This is a genomic window from Gordonia jacobaea (assembly GCF_001186365.1).
GTDB lineage: Bacteria > Actinomycetota > Actinomycetes > Mycobacteriales > Mycobacteriaceae > Gordonia > Gordonia jacobaea.
The window spans coordinates 40218-60831 of the sequence record NZ_LDTZ01000019.1 but is presented as its reverse complement, the minus strand read 5'-3'; the positions used below and the strand labels follow the sequence as shown (position 1 = coordinate 60831).

The following is a 20614-nucleotide window of genomic DNA, read 5'->3' as shown; positions in this document are numbered from 1 at the left end:
CATGGCATTCCGTCGTTCCCTCCCGGGGAGCCGAAAGGCATGGGGCGCAGCGGGTCTGGTGGCGCTGCTGGTTCTCGCGGGCATCATCGGATACGCCGTCTACGACAGGGCGACCACCAAGACGATCACCGCCTATTTCCCGTCGGTCAACGGTCTCTACACCGGCGACACCGTGCGTGTGCTCGGTGTCCGCGTCGGAAAGGTCAGCTCCATCACGCCTCGCGCGGGCGATGTGAAGGTGACGCTCGACGTCGACCGTTCGACGCCGATCCCGGCCGACGCGCGGGCGGTCGTGGTGGCTCAGAGCCTGGTTTCCGGCCGGTTCGTGCAACTGACCCCGGTCTACGCGGGCGGAAAGCAGCTCGACGACGGCAGCGCGATTCCCATGGAGCGCACCGCCGTTCCGATGGAGTGGGACGACGTCAAGAAGCAACTCTCGAGCCTGACCAAGGCGATCGGACCCGATGGTGCCGACAAGGGATCGGCCGCCAAGCTGATGGACGTCGCCGACAAGAACCTGCAGGGCAACGGTGAGGCGATCAATTCGTCCATCACGAACCTCTCCGACGTGATGTCGACGCTGTCGTCGGGTCGAGACGACCTGTTCTCGACGATCCGCAACCTGCAGAAGCTGACCGACGCGCTCTCAACGAGTCACGAGGAGCTGGTGCAGTTCAACGGCCGGATCGCCTCTGTGACGGATGTTCTCGCCGACAACACGACGCAACTCGACGGCGCGATGCACAATCTGGATTCGGCGATGAGCGATATCAACACGTTCATCGACCAGAACAAGCAATCGTTGACCACCTCGGTGGCGAAGCTGTCGGACACGACACGCATCCTCGCGGAGAAGGACAGCCAGATCCGCGGGTTGCTGCACTCTGCGCCCAATCAGCTCGCCAACTTCTACAACATCTACAACCCGCTGACCGGTTCGCTGTCCGGAGTTTTCGGCCTCGGCATGGGCAACAACCTCATCACGCTGCTCTGCGGAACGATGGAGGCCAACAACAGGCCGGGTCAGAGCAAGGCAGACGTCGAAAAGTGTGTCGATGTGCTTGCGCCCGTTCTCGGTTCGCTCTCTGTGGCATATCCGCCGTTCATGTCCGACCCCGTCGTCGGCAAGAGTGCGCTCCCCAGCCAGGTCACCTACCAGAACGCCGACGTCAAAGCCCGCGCCCAGCAGGGCATTCGCGATCAGGACGCTGCGACGCGTCGCGGCAACGGCGGCGGGCTCGGCGACCTGCTGGTGCCGTGGGGAGGTGAGGGCTGATGCTGCGCCCCAACCGAACTCGCGGGCCGCGCAGGAGCCTGCGCGCCGCACTCATGATCGCGGTGGTCACGGCCATCGCGACGGCCTGTGGATTCGACGGCGCCGACAGCCTGCCCGTGCCGGGCGCGCAGGGCACCGGCAACGGATCGTACGAGATCTCGGCGGTGATCCCGACCGCGGCGGGCCTCACCAACAACTCCCCGGTGATGTTGAACGACGTGACGGTCGGAAGCGTCGGGGATATCGATGTCGACGCGAATTGGCATGCGGCGGTTCCGATCAAACTCAATCCGGGAGTGCAGGTTCCACGCGGTTCGTATGTGAAGGTCGGGATGACCAGCGTGCTCGGGTCGACACATCTGGCGATCGTGCCGCCGGAGAAGACGACGGCCGGCTATCTGCACGCAGGCGATGAGATTCCGCTGCCCGCGTGTCCCGAGCAGAAGAACATCGCGCAGCCATCGGGTCAGCGGGTCGCAGACATCAATTCCGCGCAGCAAGTGCCCCAGTGCGCATTCCCGACCACCGAACAGGTGCTCAGTGCACTATCGGTGGTGCTCAACGGCGGTGGACTCTCGCAGCTCGGCGACATCACCCACGAGCTCAGCCAGGTCCTCGGCGGCAACGCCGAATCGATCCGCGCGCTCGTGCCGCGCCTGAACACGCTCATCTCCGACCTCTCGAGCCAGTCGGGCGACATCATCGACGCGATGGAGGGCCTCGACCGGTTGAGTACGACGATCAACCAGCAGAAGCCGACCGTCGAAAAGGCTCTCGCCGACGGGCCGGCCATCTTGGCGATGCTCAACGACGAACGCGACAAGTTCACCGGCGCATTGTCGGCGCTCAGTGGCCTCTCGAAGACCGTCAACGATGTGCTGCGCGCCAACACCGACGACATCAAGACCATCGTCGCGAACCTGAATCCGACGCTCGGCGCACTCGCTGCGGCGGGTCCGGCGCTGCCGGGGGCGACCAGAATCCTGTTCACGTTCCCCTTCTTGGAGGAGACGATTCCGCAGATCGTCAAGGGCGACTACGTGAACTCCGACCTCGTGCTCGACCTGACGGTCGACAGGCTCAAGCAGACGATTCTGATGACCTCGGGTCTCGTCGGACCGGAAGGGGTGACCGGCCAACCTGCCGGAGCGGCCAAGCGCGGGCTGGATCCGTTCACGTCGCCGCTTGTACCCGGCGGTGAGAAGCGGCCCGACAGTGCGGACCCTGTCCCCGCCGGAACGCAGGAGTCGACCGCGACGGGAACGTCCACCGCTCCCCGGACACCCGTTCCCGCGAACGGTGGTGGCCGATGAAGATCACCAGGTTCGTCCGGATGCAGCTCACGATCTTCGCGATCGTCACCGTCGTCGCACTTGTTGCGATGGCCGTGTACTACGTGCGCTTGCCCGCGATGGCTGGTGTCGGTCGCTACGACGTGACACTCGAACTGCCGAGCACGGGCGGCATCTATACCAATGCGAACGTCAGCTACCGCGGAGTGAACGTCGGCAAGGTCAAGGAGGTCCGCCTCACGTCGAACGGTGTCGCGGCGACGCTGTCGATCGACAGCTCGGCGAAGATCCCCGCTGACTCCACTGCGTCGATCCGCAGCGTGTCGGCGGTCGGCGAGCAGTTCGTCGAGTTCACACCCAAGTCCGGATCGGGTGGCGACTACCTCGGCGACGGTGCGGTCGTGCACAGCACCGACTTGCCGGTCGAGATCTCGTCGGTGCTCGAGCAGGCCAATGCCCTGCTCACCAAGGTGGGCGACACCCGATTGCGCAACGTGATGGACGAGGCGTTCACCGCATTCAACGGAACCGGTGAGGATCTTCGGCGCCTGCTCGACTCGATGACGCTCCTCGTCGCCGACGCCGACAAGAACGTCGACGTGACGATCGATCTGATCAAGCAGACCGGCCCGCTGCTGGAGACGCAGAACAGGACAGCGGACTCGGTCCGTGCGTGGACGGCGAACGCCGTCAAGGTGACCGATCAGTTGCGTGCCAACAAGCCGGAGATCACCGACATCCTGACCAAGGGGCCGTCGACGGCGTCGAAGTCGCAGCAGTTGTTCGCGGACATGGATCAGACGCTGCCGATGCTGATCAACAACCTCGGCGTCGCGTCGAAGACACTGGCGCTCTACCTGCCGAATCTCCAGCAGGCGGTGGTGATCTATCCGCGGTTGATCAGCTCGCTGCTGACCGCGGTTCATCAGGGCTCGGCTGAGTACGGGCCGAGCGTCCTGTTCTCGCTGGGCTTCCAGGATCCCGCGCCGTGCACCGTCGGATTCATGCCGTCCAACGAGTGGCGCAGTCCCGCGGTGCAAACCGCCCGCGACCTGCCTCCCGGTCTGCTGTGCCGGTTACCGCAGGATGCGCAGATCGCGGTTCGCGGTGCCAGGAACTTCCCGTGCGCCGAGTTCCCCGGCCGACGCGCCCCGACGCCTGAGGAATGCCGGACGGGCTTCAAGGCGAGCACGGAGAAGAACGTCGCTCTGCCCAACGGGATCCCGGGCCTCGTGCCCGCCCCCGCCGGCTATACGACGCCTGGTACCCCCGGGTCGTATGAGGCTGGTCCGGCCGTTTACGGCACCACGTACGATCCGGATACGGGTGACTTCATCGGCCCGGACGGCAAGACGTACAACGCCGGAACCGGCAGGGACGCTCCTGCAAGCAGCGACAGTCAAGGACAAAGCAGCACGTGGCAGGGATTGATCACCAGCGGGATGGCAGGGTGAATCGGCAGGTGGGCGCTCAACCGGTCCGCTCGGCGCCGTTGCGGCGGGGCCGCAAGGACAAACGCGAACCGATCAAGCCCTCCGAGAGCGCGCCGGCACCGGAGCAACTCGACGAGAACACCGCCGAAGCCGAAGCCGTTGAGAGCGCTGTGGAGCCCCCTGAGGCCGCCGAGGAAATTGCCGAGAGCACCGCCGAACCCGCCGGGGGCACCGCCGAACCCGCCGGGGAATCCGCGGTCAGCTACCGCGAACGCCGCGCCAAAAGGCAGGGTTCGACGCCGAGCCGGCCGGTGGAGCGTCGAGCAAGGGTCGGTCGCGGAAGAGGTGGCAAGTGGGTCGTCGCCGGTGCGGTGTGCGCTCTTTTCATCGTCGCGTGCGTGGTCGCGTCGACATTCTTCGCCGTCGGCACCAGTCGGCTCGATCACCGAAACGAACTCCGGGCGTCGTATTCGACCTTTGCGCGACAGATGACCATCGACCTGACATCGCTCAACCCGGGCAACGTCGACAAGGCATTGCAGACCGTGCAGGACAAGACGAGTGGCCCTGCGCAGCAACGGATCAAGCAGTCGATGGCGCAGGTGACCGACCTGATCCGTACCCAGAATCAGACCGTCACGTCATCGGTGATCACCGACGCGGTCACCAAGGCGACAGACGACGAGGGGTCGGTGATCGTCGTGTACGGCTGGGAGATGAAGTCGCAGGATCCCAAGCAGGAGACCGTTATTCAGACGTTCCGCTGGCGGGTGGACATCACACGGATCAACGGTGATCTCAAGATGACCAACTTCGAGTGGGTGGTCTGATGTCGACTGCAATCACCACACGACGGCTCGTGGTAGTGGGTCTCGCCGTCATCGCTGTGGCGTGTGCCGTGGCGACCGGATTTCTCGGGTTCCGATACTTCGACGCTCGTGCGACGGAGGACTCGCGTGAGTCATCGCTTTCTGCGGCAAGGGATTACGCGACGACGATGTTCGGCTACGACCCGGTGAACGTCGCCGACCACGTGCAGCGGTCCAAGAATGTTGTCATCGGATCGGCGAAGACCGAGTACGACAGGCTGATCGCGCAGCCGCTGCCCGACGACAAGGACGACTTTGTCGAGGGAGTGCGCAAGCAGCGCGTCGTGTCTCAGGCGGTCATCCAGGATGCGGGTGTCGTGACCAACACGCGCGACACCTCGACGGTGCTGCTCTTCATGAATCAGTCGGTCAGCCGCAATGGCAAGGACCTCGTGCGGGTGGACCCGAGCCGACTGACGTTCTCGATGGTCCGCCACGACGACACCTGGATGATCGAAAAGATCGAGATCATCACCGACGACTCCTTCCGGAGCCGTATCGAGCAGACATCGACTCCGCCGGCAGGTGCGGTCCCGCTCCCCGGCCCGTCATCGGAAAGCCCGTCACCTGCAAGCCCGTCACCTGCAAGTCCGTCGCCGGTGAGTCCGTCGGCCGTCCCCACCGAGTCCTCGGCTCCTCCTGCCGGTTAGCGGCGCCGGCGCGTTTGTGCGCACGAACCAAATCCGCCGACGGACTTCATGTCCGGAGGACATGGCCTAGGTCACTATTGCTGGATAGTGTCGTGTGGCACACAGCGCAGGCGACGTCTCGGTACTTTGCGCGAGTTAGTCTCCGCCGCAATGACTTTCGTGATGGTTCACGCCGTGGTCTTCGGGTTCGGTGTCTTCCGGTCCGATCGATGACGGTCGTCTCGTCTGTTGTGCAGTGCCAACAGATTCGAGAGAGGTCCGTGTAAATGTCGGAAGTATCCAATTCGGAATTGCAGGGTAAGCGCGTCTTCATCACCGGTTCTGCGCGCGGTGTCGGGCGGGGAATCGCCGAGCTGGCAATCAGCCGCGGCGCTCAGGTGGTGATCAGTGACTTCGACGAGGATGCTGCGCACAAGACGGCAGCGGACCTCGGCGCCGCGGGCGTGGCCAATTGCGATGTGACCGACGAGGCGAGCGTCGTCGACGCGATCGCGCGGGTGCAGGAACTGCTCGGTGGGCTGGATGTGCTGGTCAACAACGCAGGCATCGAGATCGCGGCCCCGCTCGCAATGCAGTCGACGGACAGCTTCGACAAGATCTTCGCGGTGAATGTCCGTGGACCGTTCGTCGTCACCAAGGCCGCCGTGCCCGCGCTCGCCGAAAGCAAGGGCAACGTCGTCAACATCGCATCGGTCGCCGGAGTCGGCGGAAGTCCGTTGCTCGGCTCGTACTGCGCCACCAAGGCGGCGCTCATCCAGCTCACCCGGGTGTTCGCGATCGAACTTCGCCAGACCGGAATCCGCGTGAACGCGGTCTGCCCCGGATTTGCGGATACCTCCATGGTCGACCGGCTCGCCCCCGAGTTCGAAGCGGCGACCGACGCCCCCTTCGGTGACCTTGTCGCGGCAAAGCAGGGACGGCTCGGAACCGTGGAAGACATCGCGGAGGTCGCGTGCTTCCTCGCATCCGACCGCGCCAGTTGGGTAACCGGAAGCCACTACGTGCTCGACGGCGGACTGACCGCATCCCTTGTCTGACTTCGTATTTCGATCCACTCCAATCCACTTGTAGAGAAGAGGACCAACTCATGGCACAGAAACTCGACGGTCGCGTTGCCGTCGTCACCGGTGCGGGCGCAGGACTGGGCGCCGCGATCGCAAGGCGGCTCGGACAGGAGGGTGCGCGCGTCGTGGTCTCCGACATCAACGCCGACGCCGCCAAGTCGGTCGCGTACTCGATCGACGGCGCTATCGCGTGCACAACGGATGTCACCGACGAAGAGCATGTGCAGCAACTGATCGCCGACACGCAGGAGCACTTCGGCGCGCTGCACATCATGGTTCCCAACGCGGGAGTCGGCTCCGTGCAGCCCATCGCGGAGATGTCCTACGCGGACTGGCGCAAGACCACCTCGGTCAACCTCGACGGCGTGTTCCTCTCGATCCGCTACGCCGCACCGGCGATCATCGCCTCCGGTGGAGGGTCGATCGTGACGATCAGCTCGATCACCGCGACCGCCGGCTCCGCGCTGATCGCTCCGTATGCCGCGGCCAAGGCCGCCGTACGCAACCTCACGGAGACCGCCGCCGCGGAGTTCCGCGCGCACGGCATCCGCGTCAACGCCGTGCTGCCGGGCTTCATCGATACGGAACTGGTCACCACCGCGGCGCCGCTGTTCGAAGCCGCCCTCGGACTGCCGGAAGGCGGCTTCGACGCCGTCATGGCGCAGAAGCAGGGACGCTACGGAACGCCGGAAGAAGTTGCTGCAGCGGTGACCTTCTTCGCCTCGGATGAGTCGTCGTGGTGCAACGGCAGCAGCCTGGTGCTCGACGGCGGATTCGTGAGTTCGCTGCTCTGAGGCCGGTCAGGGGACTCGAGTCAGGAGACCTGATAGCCCATCGGCATCATCGTCGACTTGTGTTCGACGAACGACTCGAGTCCCTCGGGGCCGCATTCGCGGCCGATGCCCGAGCTCTTGAAACCGCCGAACGGTGAGCCGGGGTCGATGGCGTAGAAGTTGATCCCGAAGGTGCCGGTGCGGATCTTCTCGGAGATCTCGATGCCGCGCTCGACGTCGGCGGTCCACACGGTGCCCGCGAGTCCGTAGTCGGAGTCGTTGGCAATGGCGATCGCGTCGTCGATGTCGTCGTAGGTGATGACCGACAGCACCGGGCCGAAGATCTCTTCCTGGGCGATCGTCATGTCGTTGGTGACGTCGGTGAAGATCGTCGGGGTGAGGAAGAAGCCGGCGTCGAGGCCTTCGGGGCGGCCGCCTTCGAGGGTCGCGGTGGCTCCCTCTTGCTTGCCCTTGGCGATGTAGCCCTCGATCTTCTCCAGCTGCCGCTTGTTGATGACGGGTCCGAGCTGGCTGTCGGGTTCGCTCGGCAGGCCCACCTTCATGGCGTTGGCCGCCTCGACCATTGCCGCGACGATCTCGTCCTTGCGGCTCGCGGGTACCAACACCCTGGTCTGGGCGACGCACGCCTGGCCGGTGTTGAACAGGCCGAGGAAGACCATCATGCCGATGTTGTTGATGTCGACATCGTCGAGGACGATCGCGGCGGACTTGCCACCGAGCTCCAGCGAGCAGCGCTTGAGCGTTTCGGCGCACGCGGCACCGATCTGCCGACCGGCGGCCGTCGATCCGGTGAACGTGATCTTGTCGACGTCGGGGTGTGCGACGAGTGCTTTGCCGGTGTCCGGCCCGCCGGGGAGTATCGAGATGACGCCCTCGGGAACGCCTGCCTCGGTGAAGATCTCGGCGACGGCGTTGGCCGTGCGCGGTGTCTCCGGTGCAGGTTTGAGCACCACCGAGCAGCCGGCGGCGAGTGCAGCGCCGAGCTTGTTGCAGACCAGGAACAGCGGGACGTTCCATGCGGTGATCGCGCCGACGACCCCGACCGGTTCGCGCGTGATGCGCGTGGTGCCGAACAGGCCGTTGCGGTACTCGATCCAGTCGTAGTTGCGTGCGGCCTCGGCGTACGAGCGCAGCACGCCGGTACCGGGCAGCTTCTGCAGCATGTCGACGGCACTCGGCGGGGCGCCCATCTCCGACGACACCAGAGCCGAGATCGCTTCTGCGCGTTCATCGATGATGTCAGCGACGCGGTCGAGCACGGCTGCACGTTCTTCCGGCGACTTCTGCGACCACACGCCCGAATCGAAGGCGGCGCGGGCGGTACGGACTGCCGTGTCGACGTCGACCTCGTCGGCGAGCGGAACGGACGCGACTCGCTCGCCGGTCGCGGGCGAGAACACCTCGAGAGTCTCGGTCGAATGGGGCTTCACCCACGCGCCGCCGATGTAGAGCTCGGTCCGGTCATCGGATGTGCCTGCCTCGTTCGAGGAACGAGGTTCGACGGTCTGGGTCATGCGTGCTCCTGAAGTTGGTACTCGATGTTTCCCTCGACCCGTTGTGCTCTGAAGACTGCTGAACACTTCTCGGGGAGGGGCGCGGACAGGTGTGAACCACCGCACATCCAATACTAGAACACGTTCTAACTCTGGGTGTCGAGATCAGGAGTCAAAAGGCGATGCGGGCGGCGAATCCCTCGACGGCGTCGTCGAGTATCGCGACCCGCGCGGGCATGTCCTGTGCTTCGAGGAGCGACTGTCGGTCGGCGGCGCCGATCGGTAGGCGGGCTGCCCAGCCGAAGAGCCCGGCGTCGTCGAAGTCGGCGTCGTCGAACGAAGGCAGGTCGTCGGGCAGGGGTGTGCCTCTGCGGGCGTAGGCGTCGACGACGATCTCGCGGATGCGGGTTCCGAGCGCGATCGAGTCGGCACGGGCCGCCGCGCTGGTCTTCGGTTCGTTGAGGACGGTCACCTCGGCGCGCGGGTACGGATCGTCGGGCAGCCATTCGGTTACCCGGAAGCGTCTGGTGCCGACGCAATGGACAAACGAAAGTCCGCTGGGGTCGCGGCTCACGCGGTCGATTGCCGCGAAGGTCCCGACGTCGTGGCGAACATCGCCGCCGCCGACCTCCGAACCGCGCGCGATGAGGACGACGCCGAAGCCGGGCGGTCCGTCGGCGGCGGCGAGACAGTCGTCGAGCATCGTTCGATAGCGCGGTTCGAAGATCCGCAGCGGAAGCACCTCACCCGGCAGCAGTGCTGTGCCGAGCGGGAACATGGGTTGTGCGCTCATGTTCACACACTCCGGTGGGCTGGTCGGCCCACGTTGAATTGGGTTGTCAGGCAGACGGTTTGGCGTCGAGCACGACCTCGAACTCGAGAAGGTCCGCGCCGCTGGCGACAGGTTTTGCGCGCTCACCCGAATGAGCCTCGCGTGCGGGGCCGGCAGCCCATGCCTGGAAATCCTCTTCGGTCTCCCACTGCGTGACGACGAAGTACCGGTCGTCGCCCTTGACCGGACGCAGCAACTGGAATCCGAGGAAACCCTTCGAGCCGTCGACCGAGTGTGCGCGGTGTGCGAAGCGCTTCTCGAGTTCGGGCCCAGCGCCCTCGGGGACATGGATCGCGTTGATCTTCACAACAGTCATGTCCTCAGCCTAGTTCGGAATGTCTGTGCGTCGGATTAATCTCATTCACTGTGAGTGCGTACGCGATGTCTGAGGCGGGGTATGTGACGGCCGAGACGGGCCTGCTCGACCACGGTGGTCCAGACCGGGGCCCCGACGCGCAGCAGTCGACGGAGGCGCTCGGCGTGGGGCCGATCGTGCTACTCCACGGGCTCATGGGGCGTGGCCGCACCTGGCGGCGACAGATCCCCTGGCTGCGGAGGTATGGCCGGGTCTTCACGTTCGACGCCGCGTTCCACACCGGAGCCGACGCCGCGCTCATCTCCGACCCCGCGGAGGTCTCGACCGAGCGGTTCGTCGCCGACCTCGCCGAGATCCTCACCTGGATCGACCTCGGACCCGCTGTGCTGGTTGGACATTCGATGGGCGCGCTGCATGCGTGGTGCGCCGCCGCGGAGTATCCGGAACTCGTCAGTGCGCTCGTCGTCGAAGACATGGCGCCCGACTTCCGTGGCCGCACCACCGCCGAGTGGACGCCCTGGTTCGACTCGTGGCCGGACCGGTTCAGCTCACTCGGACATGCCAGGCAGATGTTCGGCGACGTCGCGGGACGGTACTTCTACGAGGCATTCGACGACGGCGCATTGCACGGTCGACTCGCGACCTGGGCGGCGATCGCACAGGAGTGGGGCGAGCGCGACTTCTGGGATCAGTGGCGCAGAGTGCCGGTGCCGAGTCTGCTGATCGAGGCCGGACACACCGTGACGCCCGAGGGGCAGATGCGGAAGATGGCGTCTGTCAACGACCACGCCGCACACCTGAAGGTCAGCGGAGCAGGCCACCTGATACACGACGACGCCCCGGAGGTCTTCCGGGGCGCCGTCGAAGCGTTTCTCTCTGGTTTGCCGTACCGCTGAGTACTCAGGCGGCGGGCGGTGCCACCGGCTCGCCGACGATGCGGCGGAACGCGTGCACCTGGAACAGCGCCGCGAGCGGTGCCGAAATGATCAGTCCGATGCCGCACAGCAGTGCGCCGACGACGTTGGTGAACCACACGATGATCAGTGTGAGGATCGAGTCGCCGATGTTGTCGCTGGTGACGCGGAACGATCGACCGATGGCATCGCCGGGTGAACGGGATTCGCTGATCGTCGAGAGCACGGCGAACTGTAGGAAGAACGCCGCGATGATTCCGCCGATGACACAGAAGCTGAGCACGAAGGCGATCAGCGCAACGAGGATTGCCGTGCCGACGACCGGCCAGAAGCGGAGCGGGACCAGGAACGACTTCGCGTCGATCGGTTCGCCGTTCGCGACGCGGACCGCGCCGGACAGGATGGAGACCTGGAAATACAGCAGGAGCAGAAGCCCGACGATGTAGACGGCGATCAGACCTGCGAGAGCTCCGCCGTTAACCGTCGTCGTCTCGTAGCTGTAGGTCGTGTCGCCGTAACTGCCGACGGTATTGGTAGTGGTGGTCTCGACCCACGACGATCCCCAGAAGATGAGCGCCCAGAACAGCAGTCCAACGGCGGCCATGATCACGCCGGGCAGGACCATCGGGCCGGGGTTGGCCTTGAACTGGCTCCACGCCCAACTGAAGCTCTCGCCGACACTGAACGGGGTGCCCGGAGCGCCGGGGGCCGGTGCGGCGGGATAACCGGGTGCGGCACCGAACTGGCCGGGAGGCGGCGTGCCGCCGGGGGGAACCGAACCCGGCTGTGGTTGCCCGTACTGGGGCGTGCCGTATTGGGGTTGCCCGTACTCGGGTTGCCCGTACTGGGGCTGGCCGTACTCGGGTTGCCCGTACTGGGGCTGGCCGGGAGCAGGTTGCCCGTACTGGGGCTCACCAGGAGATGGTTGGCCGTACTGGGGCTGACCAGGAGCGGGCTGCCCGTATTGCGGTTGGCCGGGAGATGGTTGGCCGTACTGGGGTTGGCCGGGAGATGGTTGGCCGTACTGGGGTTGGCCCGGGGTGGGATTCGTCCCATGCGGCTCGTTCGGGTTGGGTCCGGAAGAAGGCGTCGATTCGTTCGGCGGCTCGGTCATCAGGCAAAGCTAGCAACCCGCGCGGCTCAGATGAAGAGTTCGAACGACATACCGTTCAACGTGTCGCGAAGTCGGCTCACCTGACGAGGGTCGCGCGGGCCGTCAACCCGCCTCACCTGCCAGGCAGAAGCGGCCGTCGGAGGTGATCTCGACGAGGCCGTCGACAAGTAGTGAGTCGAGCGCACGGTCACGTTGGGCCGTGTCGGTCGGCCAAACGATGTCGAGTCGGTCGCGGACGACCGGCCCCTCGGTGCCGCGCAGAACGTCGAGTAACAGTCCACGAACCTGGCGATCGGTGCCCGCGAACTTCTGCACCCGCTTGGGCGGGCCCGTGTGGGCGGGTTTGCCCGCGTTGACCCACGCGCATGAGAGCGGGCATCGCGCACAGTCGGGGTTTCGTGCCGTGCACACCAGGGCGCCGAGCTCCATCAGTGCTGCGCTGAAACGAGGAGTCGACGACGCGTAGGTGCCGTCTGGGTCACGGGGCAGCACGACCTCGGCGTCGGCGAGATCTTTCTTCGACGGATTGCCGGGCTCGGCACGACCGTGGACGGCACGCGCGAGAACGCGTCGGACGTTGGTGTCGACGACGGGAACCGACTGGCCGTAGGCGAAGCAGGCGACCGCTCGCGCTGTGTAGTCGCCGATGCCCGGCAGAGTGAGCATCGTCGCGACGTCGTCCGGGACCTTGTCGTCGTGATCGGCGGCGAGCACCCGTGCGCATTCGTGGAGGCGCAGCGCACGACGCGGATAGCCGAGTTTCCCCCAGGCCCGCAGGACGTCGCCGGGCGACGCGGCGGCCATCGCGGATGGCACCGGCCAGCGTCGGACCCATTCCCGCCACGGTTCGACGACCCGGGCGACGGGTGTCTGCTGGAGCATGATCTCGCTGATGAGGATCTGCCAGCCCGAAAGCCCTGGCTCGCGCCATGGCAGGTCGCGCTCGTTGGCGTCGAACCAGCCCAATAGCACCTGAGGTGGCAGACTAAACGACATGATCGGATTGACCCCGAAACAGGCATGGGACGTTCTGCGCGAAGGTAACAAGCGCTTCATCAACGGAGAGTCTGAGCATCCCAGCCAGGGTATCGAGGACCGTGCACGTCTCGTCGCAGGCCAGCACCCCCACGTGGTGCTGTTCGGCTGCGCCGACTCGCGACTGGCGGCAGAGATCATCTTCGACCAGGGTCTCGGCGACATGTTCGTGGTCCGCACCGCGGGCCACGTCGTCGACTCGGCGGTGATGGGCTCGCTCGAGTACGCGGCGGAGGTGCTCGAGGTGCCGCTCGTCGTCATCCTCGGCCACGACAGCTGTGGAGCGGTCAAGGCGACCCTCGACGCACTCGACGACCTGCAGATCCCCGGTGGCTACATCCGCGACGTCGTCGAACGTGTCACGCCGAGCATCCTCGCCGGCCGCAGCGAGGGGCTGACCAGGGTCGACGAGTTCGAGGCGCGGCACGTCGTCGAAACCGGCCGCTTGCTGATGCAGCGCAGTCGGATCATCGCCGATCGGGTGGCCAACGGAAAGCTGGCCATCGTCGGACTGACGTATGCGCTCAACGAGGGTGCCGTCCAGTTGCAGGGTGCCTACGGAGATATCGGCCAGAGTTACGTCGAGATCGATACCGCTGGAAATGGCCACAAGGGCGCACACGAAGCGTCCGCCGCGGTCGACGAAGCCCAGTCGGCGTGAGGCTCACGCGGCTGAGGGATTGCGCAGCTTAAGTCAACCTTTAGACTTTGCGCCGGTCAGGCGCGGTTTTCTCAGCGACACGCCGTTGCGGGTCAGCCGTCGCATAGAAGGTGGCCGTTAGCGTGGATGCGTGATCGAACCGCAGGGCCCGTTGCCATCCGAGATCTATTGGCGTCGTCGTATTGTCGCCGGTGGCGTCGGGGTGGCTGTGCTTGCTCTGGTCATCGGTTTGATCGTGTGGACGACTTCCGGAGGCGACAAGTCGCCGTCGAACGCCGCATCGTCGTCGTCGATCTCGACCACGACCTCGCCCGCGTACGGATCGTCGGCATCGTCGGAGGCCCCGTCCGGTCAAGCCGGTACCGGTGGCGGCGGCAATGGCGGAAACAACCCCGCCGGTGTGTCCGGTCAGCCGGGCGCGTCGCAGGCTTCCGGGGACGCCCCCGCTCCCGCGGCCGGAGTGAACGGGACCCCGCTGTGCCCCGACCAGAACATCGCCGTGGTGCTCTACACCGACAAGCCGACCTACACGGTCGGGGATCAGCCGGTGTTCACGATCGTCACCACCAACGCCGGTTTGACCGCGTGCACCCGCGACGTCGGGAAGGCCGCGCAGAACGTCGTCGTGCGGACACTCGACGGCACGCGCACGCTGTGGTCGGCGCAGGATTGCTCGCCGCTGAAGGACGTGAACAACGTCGTACTGCAGCCGAAGCAGCAGGCCACCGACACCATCACCTGGTCGGGTACGACCAGCAACCCCGGCTGCGACAAGCCGCGCGTCCAGGTGCCCGTCGGTTCATATCAGGCCATCGGCAAGATGGGCGAGAAAGAGTCGGCGCCAATCACATTCAACGTCGTGGCGCCCGCACAGCAGTAGCCCGTCCACCCTGTCCATGCCCTCCTTCGGTTCGGGGTCAGCTGGGCCGACATGGCATGACAAGAGTCGTGAGGTCGCCGTCGTCAGCTGAGCGCACGGTGGCCGGCTGATCGGTGGAGCGAAGGTCGAGGATCACGTCGCTGCCGAGTGCGTTGCTCAGTGCCGGGTACAGAGTGGTCAGCTCGAACCAGACCGTCATGTCACCGCCCGTCGACGTGCCGTCGAGTTCCACGGATTCCTCGGGTAGGAGGAGACTCACCCCGCCTTCGGCGACATGCAGACCGACCTTTGCCGGTGCTTGCTCCAGGGCTTTCAGGAAGTGTCGGGTCCCGACGGTGACGCGATGCGTCGGCGCGGCGAGAGAGTCGAGCAGAAGCGATCGGTCGGGGTAATCCGCAGTGAGCAGACGGCAATGCGTCACGGCGCCGTCGGCCGTGCGTAGGTCGAGGGTCGTGGAGGACGCCTCCAGCCCCACCGACGGACTGCGGCGCAGCAGCGAGGTCGACGCCGCGAGGTCTCTTCCGGAGACAGTCGCCGCCCAGGGTTGGTTCGCTTCCGGCAGTCGGCTCGCGACCAACGTCCTGGTGGCCAGGCGATAGCGATCGGTTGCGGTCAGGGTGATGCCGTCGCCGTCGACCTCGACGCGTACGCCACCCAGCACCGGGAAGTCGGGGTCGTCAGCGGTGGAAGCCAGGACCTGATGGACTGCCGCGGCGAGGACCGGACCTGCGACGGCGCAGAGTGGGCGGCAGGACGCATCGTCGAGTGATGCTTTGAGAGTCGCTGCGGCACGGGCGATCTCGTCGGCCTCGGCGCTAACCTTGGCAACCTGCTCGTCGATGAGCGCCGCAGCCTCGTCGGCGTTCGCGTCGAAGAACCGATTGATTGTCGGCAGGGGCATCCCGATAGCGCGGAGCCGGCGCAACTGCGTGGCGCGCGTCAACTGTGACCTGCTGTAGAACCGGTACCCCGACGCCGGGTCGACGTGGTGGGGACGAAGCACGCCGGCGTCGTCGTAGAACCGCAGCGCGCTTGCCGTGAGTCCGGCGAGCTCGGCGAACGCACTGATCGACATCAGTTCCGAGTCGGTCACAAGTTCGGTGTCAGTCACTCGAACATCATCGGGTCTCGACCCACTCGAAGGTCAAGGTGGTTCGAGGGTGGAGGCAGGTGGGCTAGTCGAACCGTTCGATGCTGGTCTCGGCGAGCCGCGAGAGACCCTCACGGATATGGCGGGCCCAGATGCCGCCGATGCCCTCGATGGCTTGCAGGTCGGCGGCCGACGACGCGAGAAGCGCTTGTAGCGTGCCGAAGCTGCGCACGAGGCGGTCGATGTGCGCGAACTGCAGCCGCGAGATGCCCGCGAGAAGGCGGTATCCCCGCGGACTCATCGCGGTGTCCTGGGCCTCGATCGTCGTCGGGTAACCGAATGCGCCCGCGAGGAGAGAGAGGTCGAGGAGGTCGGCGTCGGAGAGCGCTTCGATCGCCTCGAGCGATCCCCGCACCTCCTCGGTGGTCGCGGGCTCCGGGCTGGCGTAGTAGTCGCGGACCAGCAGTTCACGCATGGTGTCGTTCTCGGCGATGAGCTCTTCGAGCTGCAGGCTGACCTGTCGGCCGTTGACGCCGAGTTCCAATACGTAGTCGTCGATTTCGGCCGAGACCCGACGCACCATCTCCATGCGTTGGGCTGTCGACATCGCGTCGCGGAGTAGTACGTAGTCTTCGATCTCCGCGCGCGACAGCGCGGCGCTGACGTCGTCGAGACGCGCCTTGTAGCGTTCGAGCGTCGAGAGCGCCACGTTCGCTCGCGAGAGGATCGGGTCGGGACTCTCGACCACCTTGCGGAGTCCGTCGACGTAGACGCTGACGATCGACATCGACGCACTCACCGAGATCACCGGATGCCCGGTCTGGATCGCTGTGCGCTCGGCCGACCGGTGCCGCGTGCCCGACTCCTCGGTCGGGATCGACGGGTCGGGCACGAGTTGGACGTTGGCGCGCACGATGCGCTTGCCGTCGGTGGACAGCACCACGGCGCCATCCATCTTGGCCAGTTCGCGTAGACGCGTCGGCGCGAATTCGACGTCGAGGTGGAAGCCGCCGTCGCAGATCTTCTCGACGTCGGAGTCGTGTCCGATGACGATCAGCGCGCCGGTGCCGCCGCGCAGGATGCGCTCGAGCCCGTCGCGAAGTCCTGTTCCCGGCGCGACGCGTGCAAGCGTCTCGCGCATCAGTTCCGAGCGTGTTCCAGGCTCGGTTCGCGCGATGTCGCTCATGGCTTGCGTTCCCTTCTCGCGGCCGCGAGAAGCTCACGGTCCGTCGCAGACTAGGGTAACGGCACGTGAAACGTGACTTCGTGGTGCCCACCGACCTCGACCCGCTGCAACGCCACCCCAAAGCGGCTGCGCCGGGGGAGGCGATCCGCATGCATAATCCGCTGTGCTTCGGCTGTGGCGCCGAGTCGGCACAGGGACTGCACCTGGAGGTACGCGCGGCAGACGGGTTCGCCGTCGAGACGTCGATGCTGGTGGAGTCCCGATTCGAGGGCGGCCCCGGCGTCATTCACGGAGGCATCCTGTCGACCGCGATGGACGAGGTGATGGGGACCGTTCCGCTGCTGGTCGGACCGTCGGCCGTCACGGTGCACCTCGAGGTCGACTTCGTCGCCCCGGTGCCGATCGGCTCGACGCTGCACCTGCGGGCCGACATCCTCGGCAGGCAGCGGCGCAAGGTCTATGTCGAGGCCGTCGGCCATCTCGGCGACCCCTCGCAGCCGGTCGTCGTCGGCCACAGCATCTTTGTCACCATCGATGCGCGGCAGCACTTCGCCGAGCACGTCGAGAACAGCGCGATGGCCGACGAGTACAAGCAGCGCATGTCGCGTCCGTGAGCGTCAGAACGGTGCGCGCGACACGTCTCTGATCGTGACCGCGCGGATGGCGTCGGAAATCCCCGACACACGAGTGACCCGGATGCCTTTGGGTAGCGGATCGTCGGAGCCCGCGGGGATGATCGCGTGCGTGAAGCCCAACCGCTTGGCTTCGGCGACCCGACGTCCGACAGCCGAGACCCGACGCACCTCTCCGGCCAGGCCGACCTCGCCGATCGCGACGGTGGTGCGCGGCGTCGGCTTGTTCGTGACGAAGGAGTTCACCGCGAGCGCGATGCCGAGATCGGCGGCTGGCTCGGTGACCTTCATCCCGCCGACCGTCGACAGATAGATCTCCTTCTCGCCGAGCGGCAACCCTGCCCGACCCTGCAGCACGGCGAGGACCATCGCGGAGCGTGCCGAGTCCAGGCCGGACACCGCACGACGCGGATTGGCCATCTTGGACTCGGCGAGCAGAGCCTGGATCTCGCCGACAAGCGCGCGCTTGCCGTCCATCGCGACGATCGACGACGATCCGCTCACGTCCGAATCGTGTTGGTGCACAAAGATTCCCGACGGGTCGGTGACCTGATGGATGCCGTCGGAGCGCTGCTCGAAGCAGCCGACCTCGTCTGCGGAGCCGAACCGGTTCTTGATGCCGCGCACCATGCGCAACGACGTGTGGCGGTCGCCCTCGAACGACAGCACGACGTCGACGAGATGCTCGAGTGAGCGCGGTCCGGCGACGTTGCCGTCCTTGGTGACGTGCCCGACGAGAATGACCGCGATCCCGCGGTTCTTGGCGAGCGAGACGAGCGCTGTGGTGACAGCCCTGATCTGGGTGACGCCACCCGTCACGCCGTCGGTTCCGGTGGCGACCATGGTCTGCACCGAGTCGATCACGAGGAGTGTCGGGCGCACGGCGTCGACGTGGCCGAGGACCGTGGCGAGGTCGGTTTCGGCTGCGAGATAGACGTTTTCGTGGACGGCGTCGGTACGTTCGGCGCGCAACCGGACCTGCCCTGCCGACTCCTCGCCGGTGAGGTACAGCGCGATGCGCCCGCCGCGTGCCCAATGTTTGACCGTCTCGAGGAGCAGCGTCGACTTTCCGACGCCCGGCTCGCCAGCCAGCAGGATGACCGATCCCGGTACGACGCCGCGTCCGAGGACACGGTCGAATTCGGCTATGCCCGTTGGGATTGCGTTCGACGACGCGGCGTCGACCTGGGTGATCGGAACGGCTGGACTCGACGGCGCGACCGCGCTGTGTGCGGCGGTCGCTGCGGGGAGCGAGGCCACCTCGTCGACGGTGCCCCACTCGCCGCACTCGGGACAGCGCCCCACCCACTTCGCGACGGTATGGCCGCACGCGGAACAGCGGAACGTCGACTTGGGTTTTGCCACGAATCCGAGCCTAGGTCAGGCCACCGACACTTCTCGGCATGGCTACCGGGACGTGTCGGGAGGGGCCATGAGGCTCACCCATTTCCTTCCGGCTCATTGAATTCAATAAGCCGGAAGGAAGCGGGTGAGCGTAAACCGGGGTCACACCGCGAGAGGCTGCGCGAGAAGTCAGTTGGGCAGGACGTTCGGCGCTTCTTCGCCGTGCTCGTCGGCAGGTGCCTCGCCCTCGCGGACCTTGTCCTGGCGGGTGAGCAGCGTGCCGGAGTCGACGGGGGTGTCGACGGTGACCGAGCCGACCGGAGAGGTGGCGCCGTTGGGGCCGACCTTCTCGAAGGTGAAGGTCAGCTTGGTGGTCAGCCCGACAGCGACGGACTTCCCAGTGCCGTCGAGGGTCGCCGACATGCGCTTCTCGTCGGTGATGCTCGAATCCTTGATGAGGGCCGCGGGCTCGCCTGCGCGCAGGGCCTTGCCGGGTTCGAGGTCGTAACGGTCCTTGAGGGTGACCGTGCCCTTCTCGGCTGTCACGCCCGTGAGGCGGTAGGTGTCGATCTCGCTCTGGTTGGCGATCACCCAGGACAGCTGGAACGGGCCGCCGTTGTCGAAGACCGACGCCGCGTTCTGCGTGGGGTAGATGATCTGCACGTCGCGCAGCTCGATGCTGCCGAGGTTGGCATTGTTGCCGTTGACGGCGGGCAGCTGGTTCGCGGTCTGCGAGATCTGTCCGGCACCGCAGCCGGTCGTCCCGAACGCGATCGCGATTCCGACTGCTGCGATGGCTGTGGCTTCGGCGAACCGACGCACACGACGAGTCGGATGGCTCGACCCACTCCGAGTTGTCCCACTCCGAGTTGCCTCATTCTGCGATGACACAGACACCCGTTCCTCCCAGGTAATCGAAAGGCCGAAATCGCTTGGCGCGAACCCTGCACTACGCAGCGTAGTGGGCGGGCGTGCCAAAAGCCCGACGGGGTACCGGATTGGTATCTGCGAGCCGGATCTCGCGCTTCTCGAACGCGGGTGGGCGGGCCGTCGAAATCGGTCTCGCAGAGGCCTGTGGAGCGAGCTCTTGCGCGTTGTCGCCGAGGCTGTTACGGCCTTACCCGCTCACCTGCTGCAACGGTGAAACTCGAGGGTCTGCGACCACGCAGTAGTGCCTTGACCTGCACCGTTGGATGTGACCCAAATGACCCCCGTGCTAGACTGGGCCTACTCGAAAGGGGCACGGAACATTGAATTTCAAAGTTGGCGACACCGTTGTCTACCCCCATCACGGTGCTGCCCGGGTCGAAGACATCGTTACCCGGACCATCAAAGGTGAGCAGATCGAATACCTCGTTCTGAAGGTTGCCGATGGTGATATGACAGTCCAGATTCCCTCGACAAAGCTCGAGTATGTCGGCGTCCGAGACGTCGTCGGTCAAGAGGGACTCGACCAGGTGTTCCAGGTGCTGCGGGCACCCCACACCGAGGAGCCCACCAACTGGGCCCGACGTTTCAAGGCCAACCAGGAGAAGCTGATCTCCGGCGACATCATCAAGGTCGCCGAGATTGTGCGCGACCTGTGGCGCCGCGAGCAGGATCGTGGCTTGTCCGCAGGCGAGAAGCGCATGCTGACCCGCGCTCGTCGCGTACTGGTCGACGAGCTCTCGCTCGCACAGAACACCAACGACGAGAGGGCCACCAGCATCCTCGACGAGGTGCTGGCCGCGGCGTCTTGA

At 65.8% G+C, this 20614-nt stretch carries 21 protein-coding genes; 12 read left to right on the top strand and 9 right to left on the bottom strand.

From position 1 onward, the window contains the following. Position 1 precedes the first annotated feature (1 nt). The 7 genes from ABW18_RS15445 (at position 2) to ABW18_RS15415 (ending at position 7378) form a co-directional block, all read left to right on the top strand. Positions 2–1276, top strand: a complete 1275-nt coding sequence (locus ABW18_RS15445) for an MCE family protein (RefSeq protein ID WP_049699887.1) — start codon at positions 2–4, stop codon at positions 1274–1276. Further along, entirely contained in the window at positions 1276–2589 is a 1314-nt protein-coding gene (locus tag ABW18_RS15440; protein WP_049699886.1) for an MlaD family protein, read from the top strand. The genes ABW18_RS15445 and ABW18_RS15440 overlap by 1 nt, the downstream gene beginning before the upstream one ends. After that, entirely contained in the window at positions 2586–4022 is a 1437-nt protein-coding gene (locus ABW18_RS15435) for an MCE family protein (protein WP_049699885.1), read from the top strand. Before ABW18_RS15440 ends, ABW18_RS15435 begins: the two co-directional genes overlap by 4 nt. An 8-nt stretch (positions 4023–4030) precedes the next feature. Continuing rightward, the gene (locus ABW18_RS15430) at positions 4031–4831 is read left to right on the top strand and encodes a hypothetical protein (protein WP_200903274.1); all 801 of its coding nucleotides are present in this window, start codon (positions 4031–4033) and stop codon (positions 4829–4831) included. Further along, the gene (locus ABW18_RS15425; protein WP_152930105.1) at positions 4831–5520 is read left to right on the top strand and encodes a hypothetical protein; all 690 of its coding nucleotides are present in this window, start codon (positions 4831–4833) and stop codon (positions 5518–5520) included. The genes ABW18_RS15430 and ABW18_RS15425 overlap by 1 nt, the downstream gene beginning before the upstream one ends. Before the next feature lie 266 nt (positions 5521–5786). Beyond that, the gene (locus ABW18_RS15420; protein ID WP_049699882.1) at positions 5787–6557 is read left to right on the top strand and encodes an SDR family NAD(P)-dependent oxidoreductase; all 771 of its coding nucleotides are present in this window, start codon (positions 5787–5789) and stop codon (positions 6555–6557) included. A 50-nt stretch (positions 6558–6607) separates the two neighbouring features. Continuing rightward, complete coding sequence (locus ABW18_RS15415) at positions 6608–7378, top strand: glucose 1-dehydrogenase (RefSeq protein WP_049699881.1); 771 nt, start codon at positions 6608–6610, stop codon at positions 7376–7378. 20 nt (positions 7379–7398) lie between these two features. Here the strand turns inward: ABW18_RS15415 and ABW18_RS15410 are convergent, their stop codons facing one another. From ABW18_RS15410 to ABW18_RS15400, 3 genes are all read right to left on the bottom strand, one after another. Then, on the bottom strand, positions 7399–8892 hold the full coding sequence (locus ABW18_RS15410; protein ID WP_049699880.1) for an aldehyde dehydrogenase: 1494 nt from the start codon (positions 8890–8892) through the stop codon (positions 7399–7401). 151 nt (positions 8893–9043) lie between these two features. Next, complete coding sequence (locus ABW18_RS15405; protein WP_049700082.1) at positions 9044–9649, bottom strand: LON peptidase substrate-binding domain-containing protein; 606 nt, start codon at positions 9647–9649, stop codon at positions 9044–9046. A 61-nt stretch (positions 9650–9710) separates the two neighbouring features. Next, the gene (locus ABW18_RS15400) at positions 9711–10019 is read right to left on the bottom strand and encodes an antibiotic biosynthesis monooxygenase family protein (protein ID WP_049699879.1); all 309 of its coding nucleotides are present in this window, start codon (positions 10017–10019) and stop codon (positions 9711–9713) included. Positions 10020–10084: 65 nt separating this feature from the next. On the opposite strand from ABW18_RS15400, the gene ABW18_RS15395 reads away from it, so the two are divergent. Then, entirely contained in the window at positions 10085–10915 is an 831-nt protein-coding gene (locus ABW18_RS15395) for an alpha/beta fold hydrolase (RefSeq protein ID WP_049700081.1), read from the top strand. Positions 10916–10919: 4 nt separating this feature from the next. Here ABW18_RS15395 and ABW18_RS15390 read toward each other — a convergent pair whose 3' ends face one another. Then, positions 10920–12047 carry a DUF2189 domain-containing protein gene (locus ABW18_RS15390; RefSeq protein ID WP_049699878.1) on the bottom strand — a complete coding sequence of 376 codons (1128 nt, stop codon included), beginning with the start codon at positions 12045–12047 and terminating at the stop codon, positions 10920–10922. 102 nt (positions 12048–12149) lie between these two features. Next, a complete protein-coding gene (locus ABW18_RS15385; RefSeq protein ID WP_049699877.1) occupies positions 12150–13043 on the bottom strand; it encodes an HhH-GPD family protein in 894 nt (297 codons plus the stop codon). On the opposite strand from ABW18_RS15385, the gene ABW18_RS15380 reads away from it, so the two are divergent. After that, entirely contained in the window at positions 13042–13743 is a 702-nt protein-coding gene (locus ABW18_RS15380; RefSeq protein ID WP_049699876.1) for a carbonic anhydrase, read from the top strand. The two genes, ABW18_RS15385 and ABW18_RS15380, sit on opposite strands and share 2 nt — an antisense overlap. A 130-nt stretch (positions 13744–13873) precedes the next feature. Then, the gene (locus ABW18_RS15375) at positions 13874–14623 is read left to right on the top strand and encodes a hypothetical protein (protein WP_049699875.1); all 750 of its coding nucleotides are present in this window, start codon (positions 13874–13876) and stop codon (positions 14621–14623) included. Positions 14624–14660: 37 nt separating this feature from the next. Here ABW18_RS15375 and ABW18_RS15370 read toward each other — a convergent pair whose 3' ends face one another. Then, positions 14661–15734: a DNA polymerase III subunit beta family protein gene (locus ABW18_RS15370; protein ID WP_235434408.1), complete on the bottom strand. Its 1074-nt coding sequence runs from the start codon at positions 15732–15734 to the stop codon at positions 14661–14663. A gap of 64 nt (positions 15735–15798) precedes the next feature. Beyond that, positions 15799–16899, bottom strand: coding sequence for a DNA integrity scanning diadenylate cyclase DisA (gene disA, locus ABW18_RS15365; RefSeq protein ID WP_049699874.1), 1101 nt, complete (start codon positions 16897–16899; stop codon positions 15799–15801). Positions 16900–16964: 65 nt separating this feature from the next. On the opposite strand from disA, the gene ABW18_RS15360 reads away from it, so the two are divergent. After that, positions 16965–17513 (top strand): PaaI family thioesterase, encoded by a 549-nt coding sequence (locus tag ABW18_RS15360; protein ID WP_049699873.1) that lies wholly within the window; start codon positions 16965–16967, stop codon positions 17511–17513. Between the two features lie 3 nt (positions 17514–17516). On the opposite strand, the gene radA is transcribed toward ABW18_RS15360, so the two are convergent. Both radA and ABW18_RS15350 read right to left on the bottom strand, forming a co-directional pair. After that, positions 17517–18896 (bottom strand): DNA repair protein RadA, encoded by a 1380-nt coding sequence (gene radA / locus ABW18_RS15355; RefSeq protein WP_049699872.1) that lies wholly within the window; start codon positions 18894–18896, stop codon positions 17517–17519. 168 nt (positions 18897–19064) lie between these two features. Beyond that, entirely contained in the window at positions 19065–19697 is a 633-nt protein-coding gene (locus tag ABW18_RS15350) for a copper chaperone PCu(A)C domain-containing protein (protein ID WP_049699871.1), read from the bottom strand. A gap of 428 nt (positions 19698–20125) precedes the next feature. Between ABW18_RS15350 and ABW18_RS15345 the strand changes: the two genes are divergently transcribed. Further along, complete coding sequence (locus ABW18_RS15345; protein WP_049699870.1) at positions 20126–20614, top strand: CarD family transcriptional regulator; 489 nt, start codon at positions 20126–20128, stop codon at positions 20612–20614.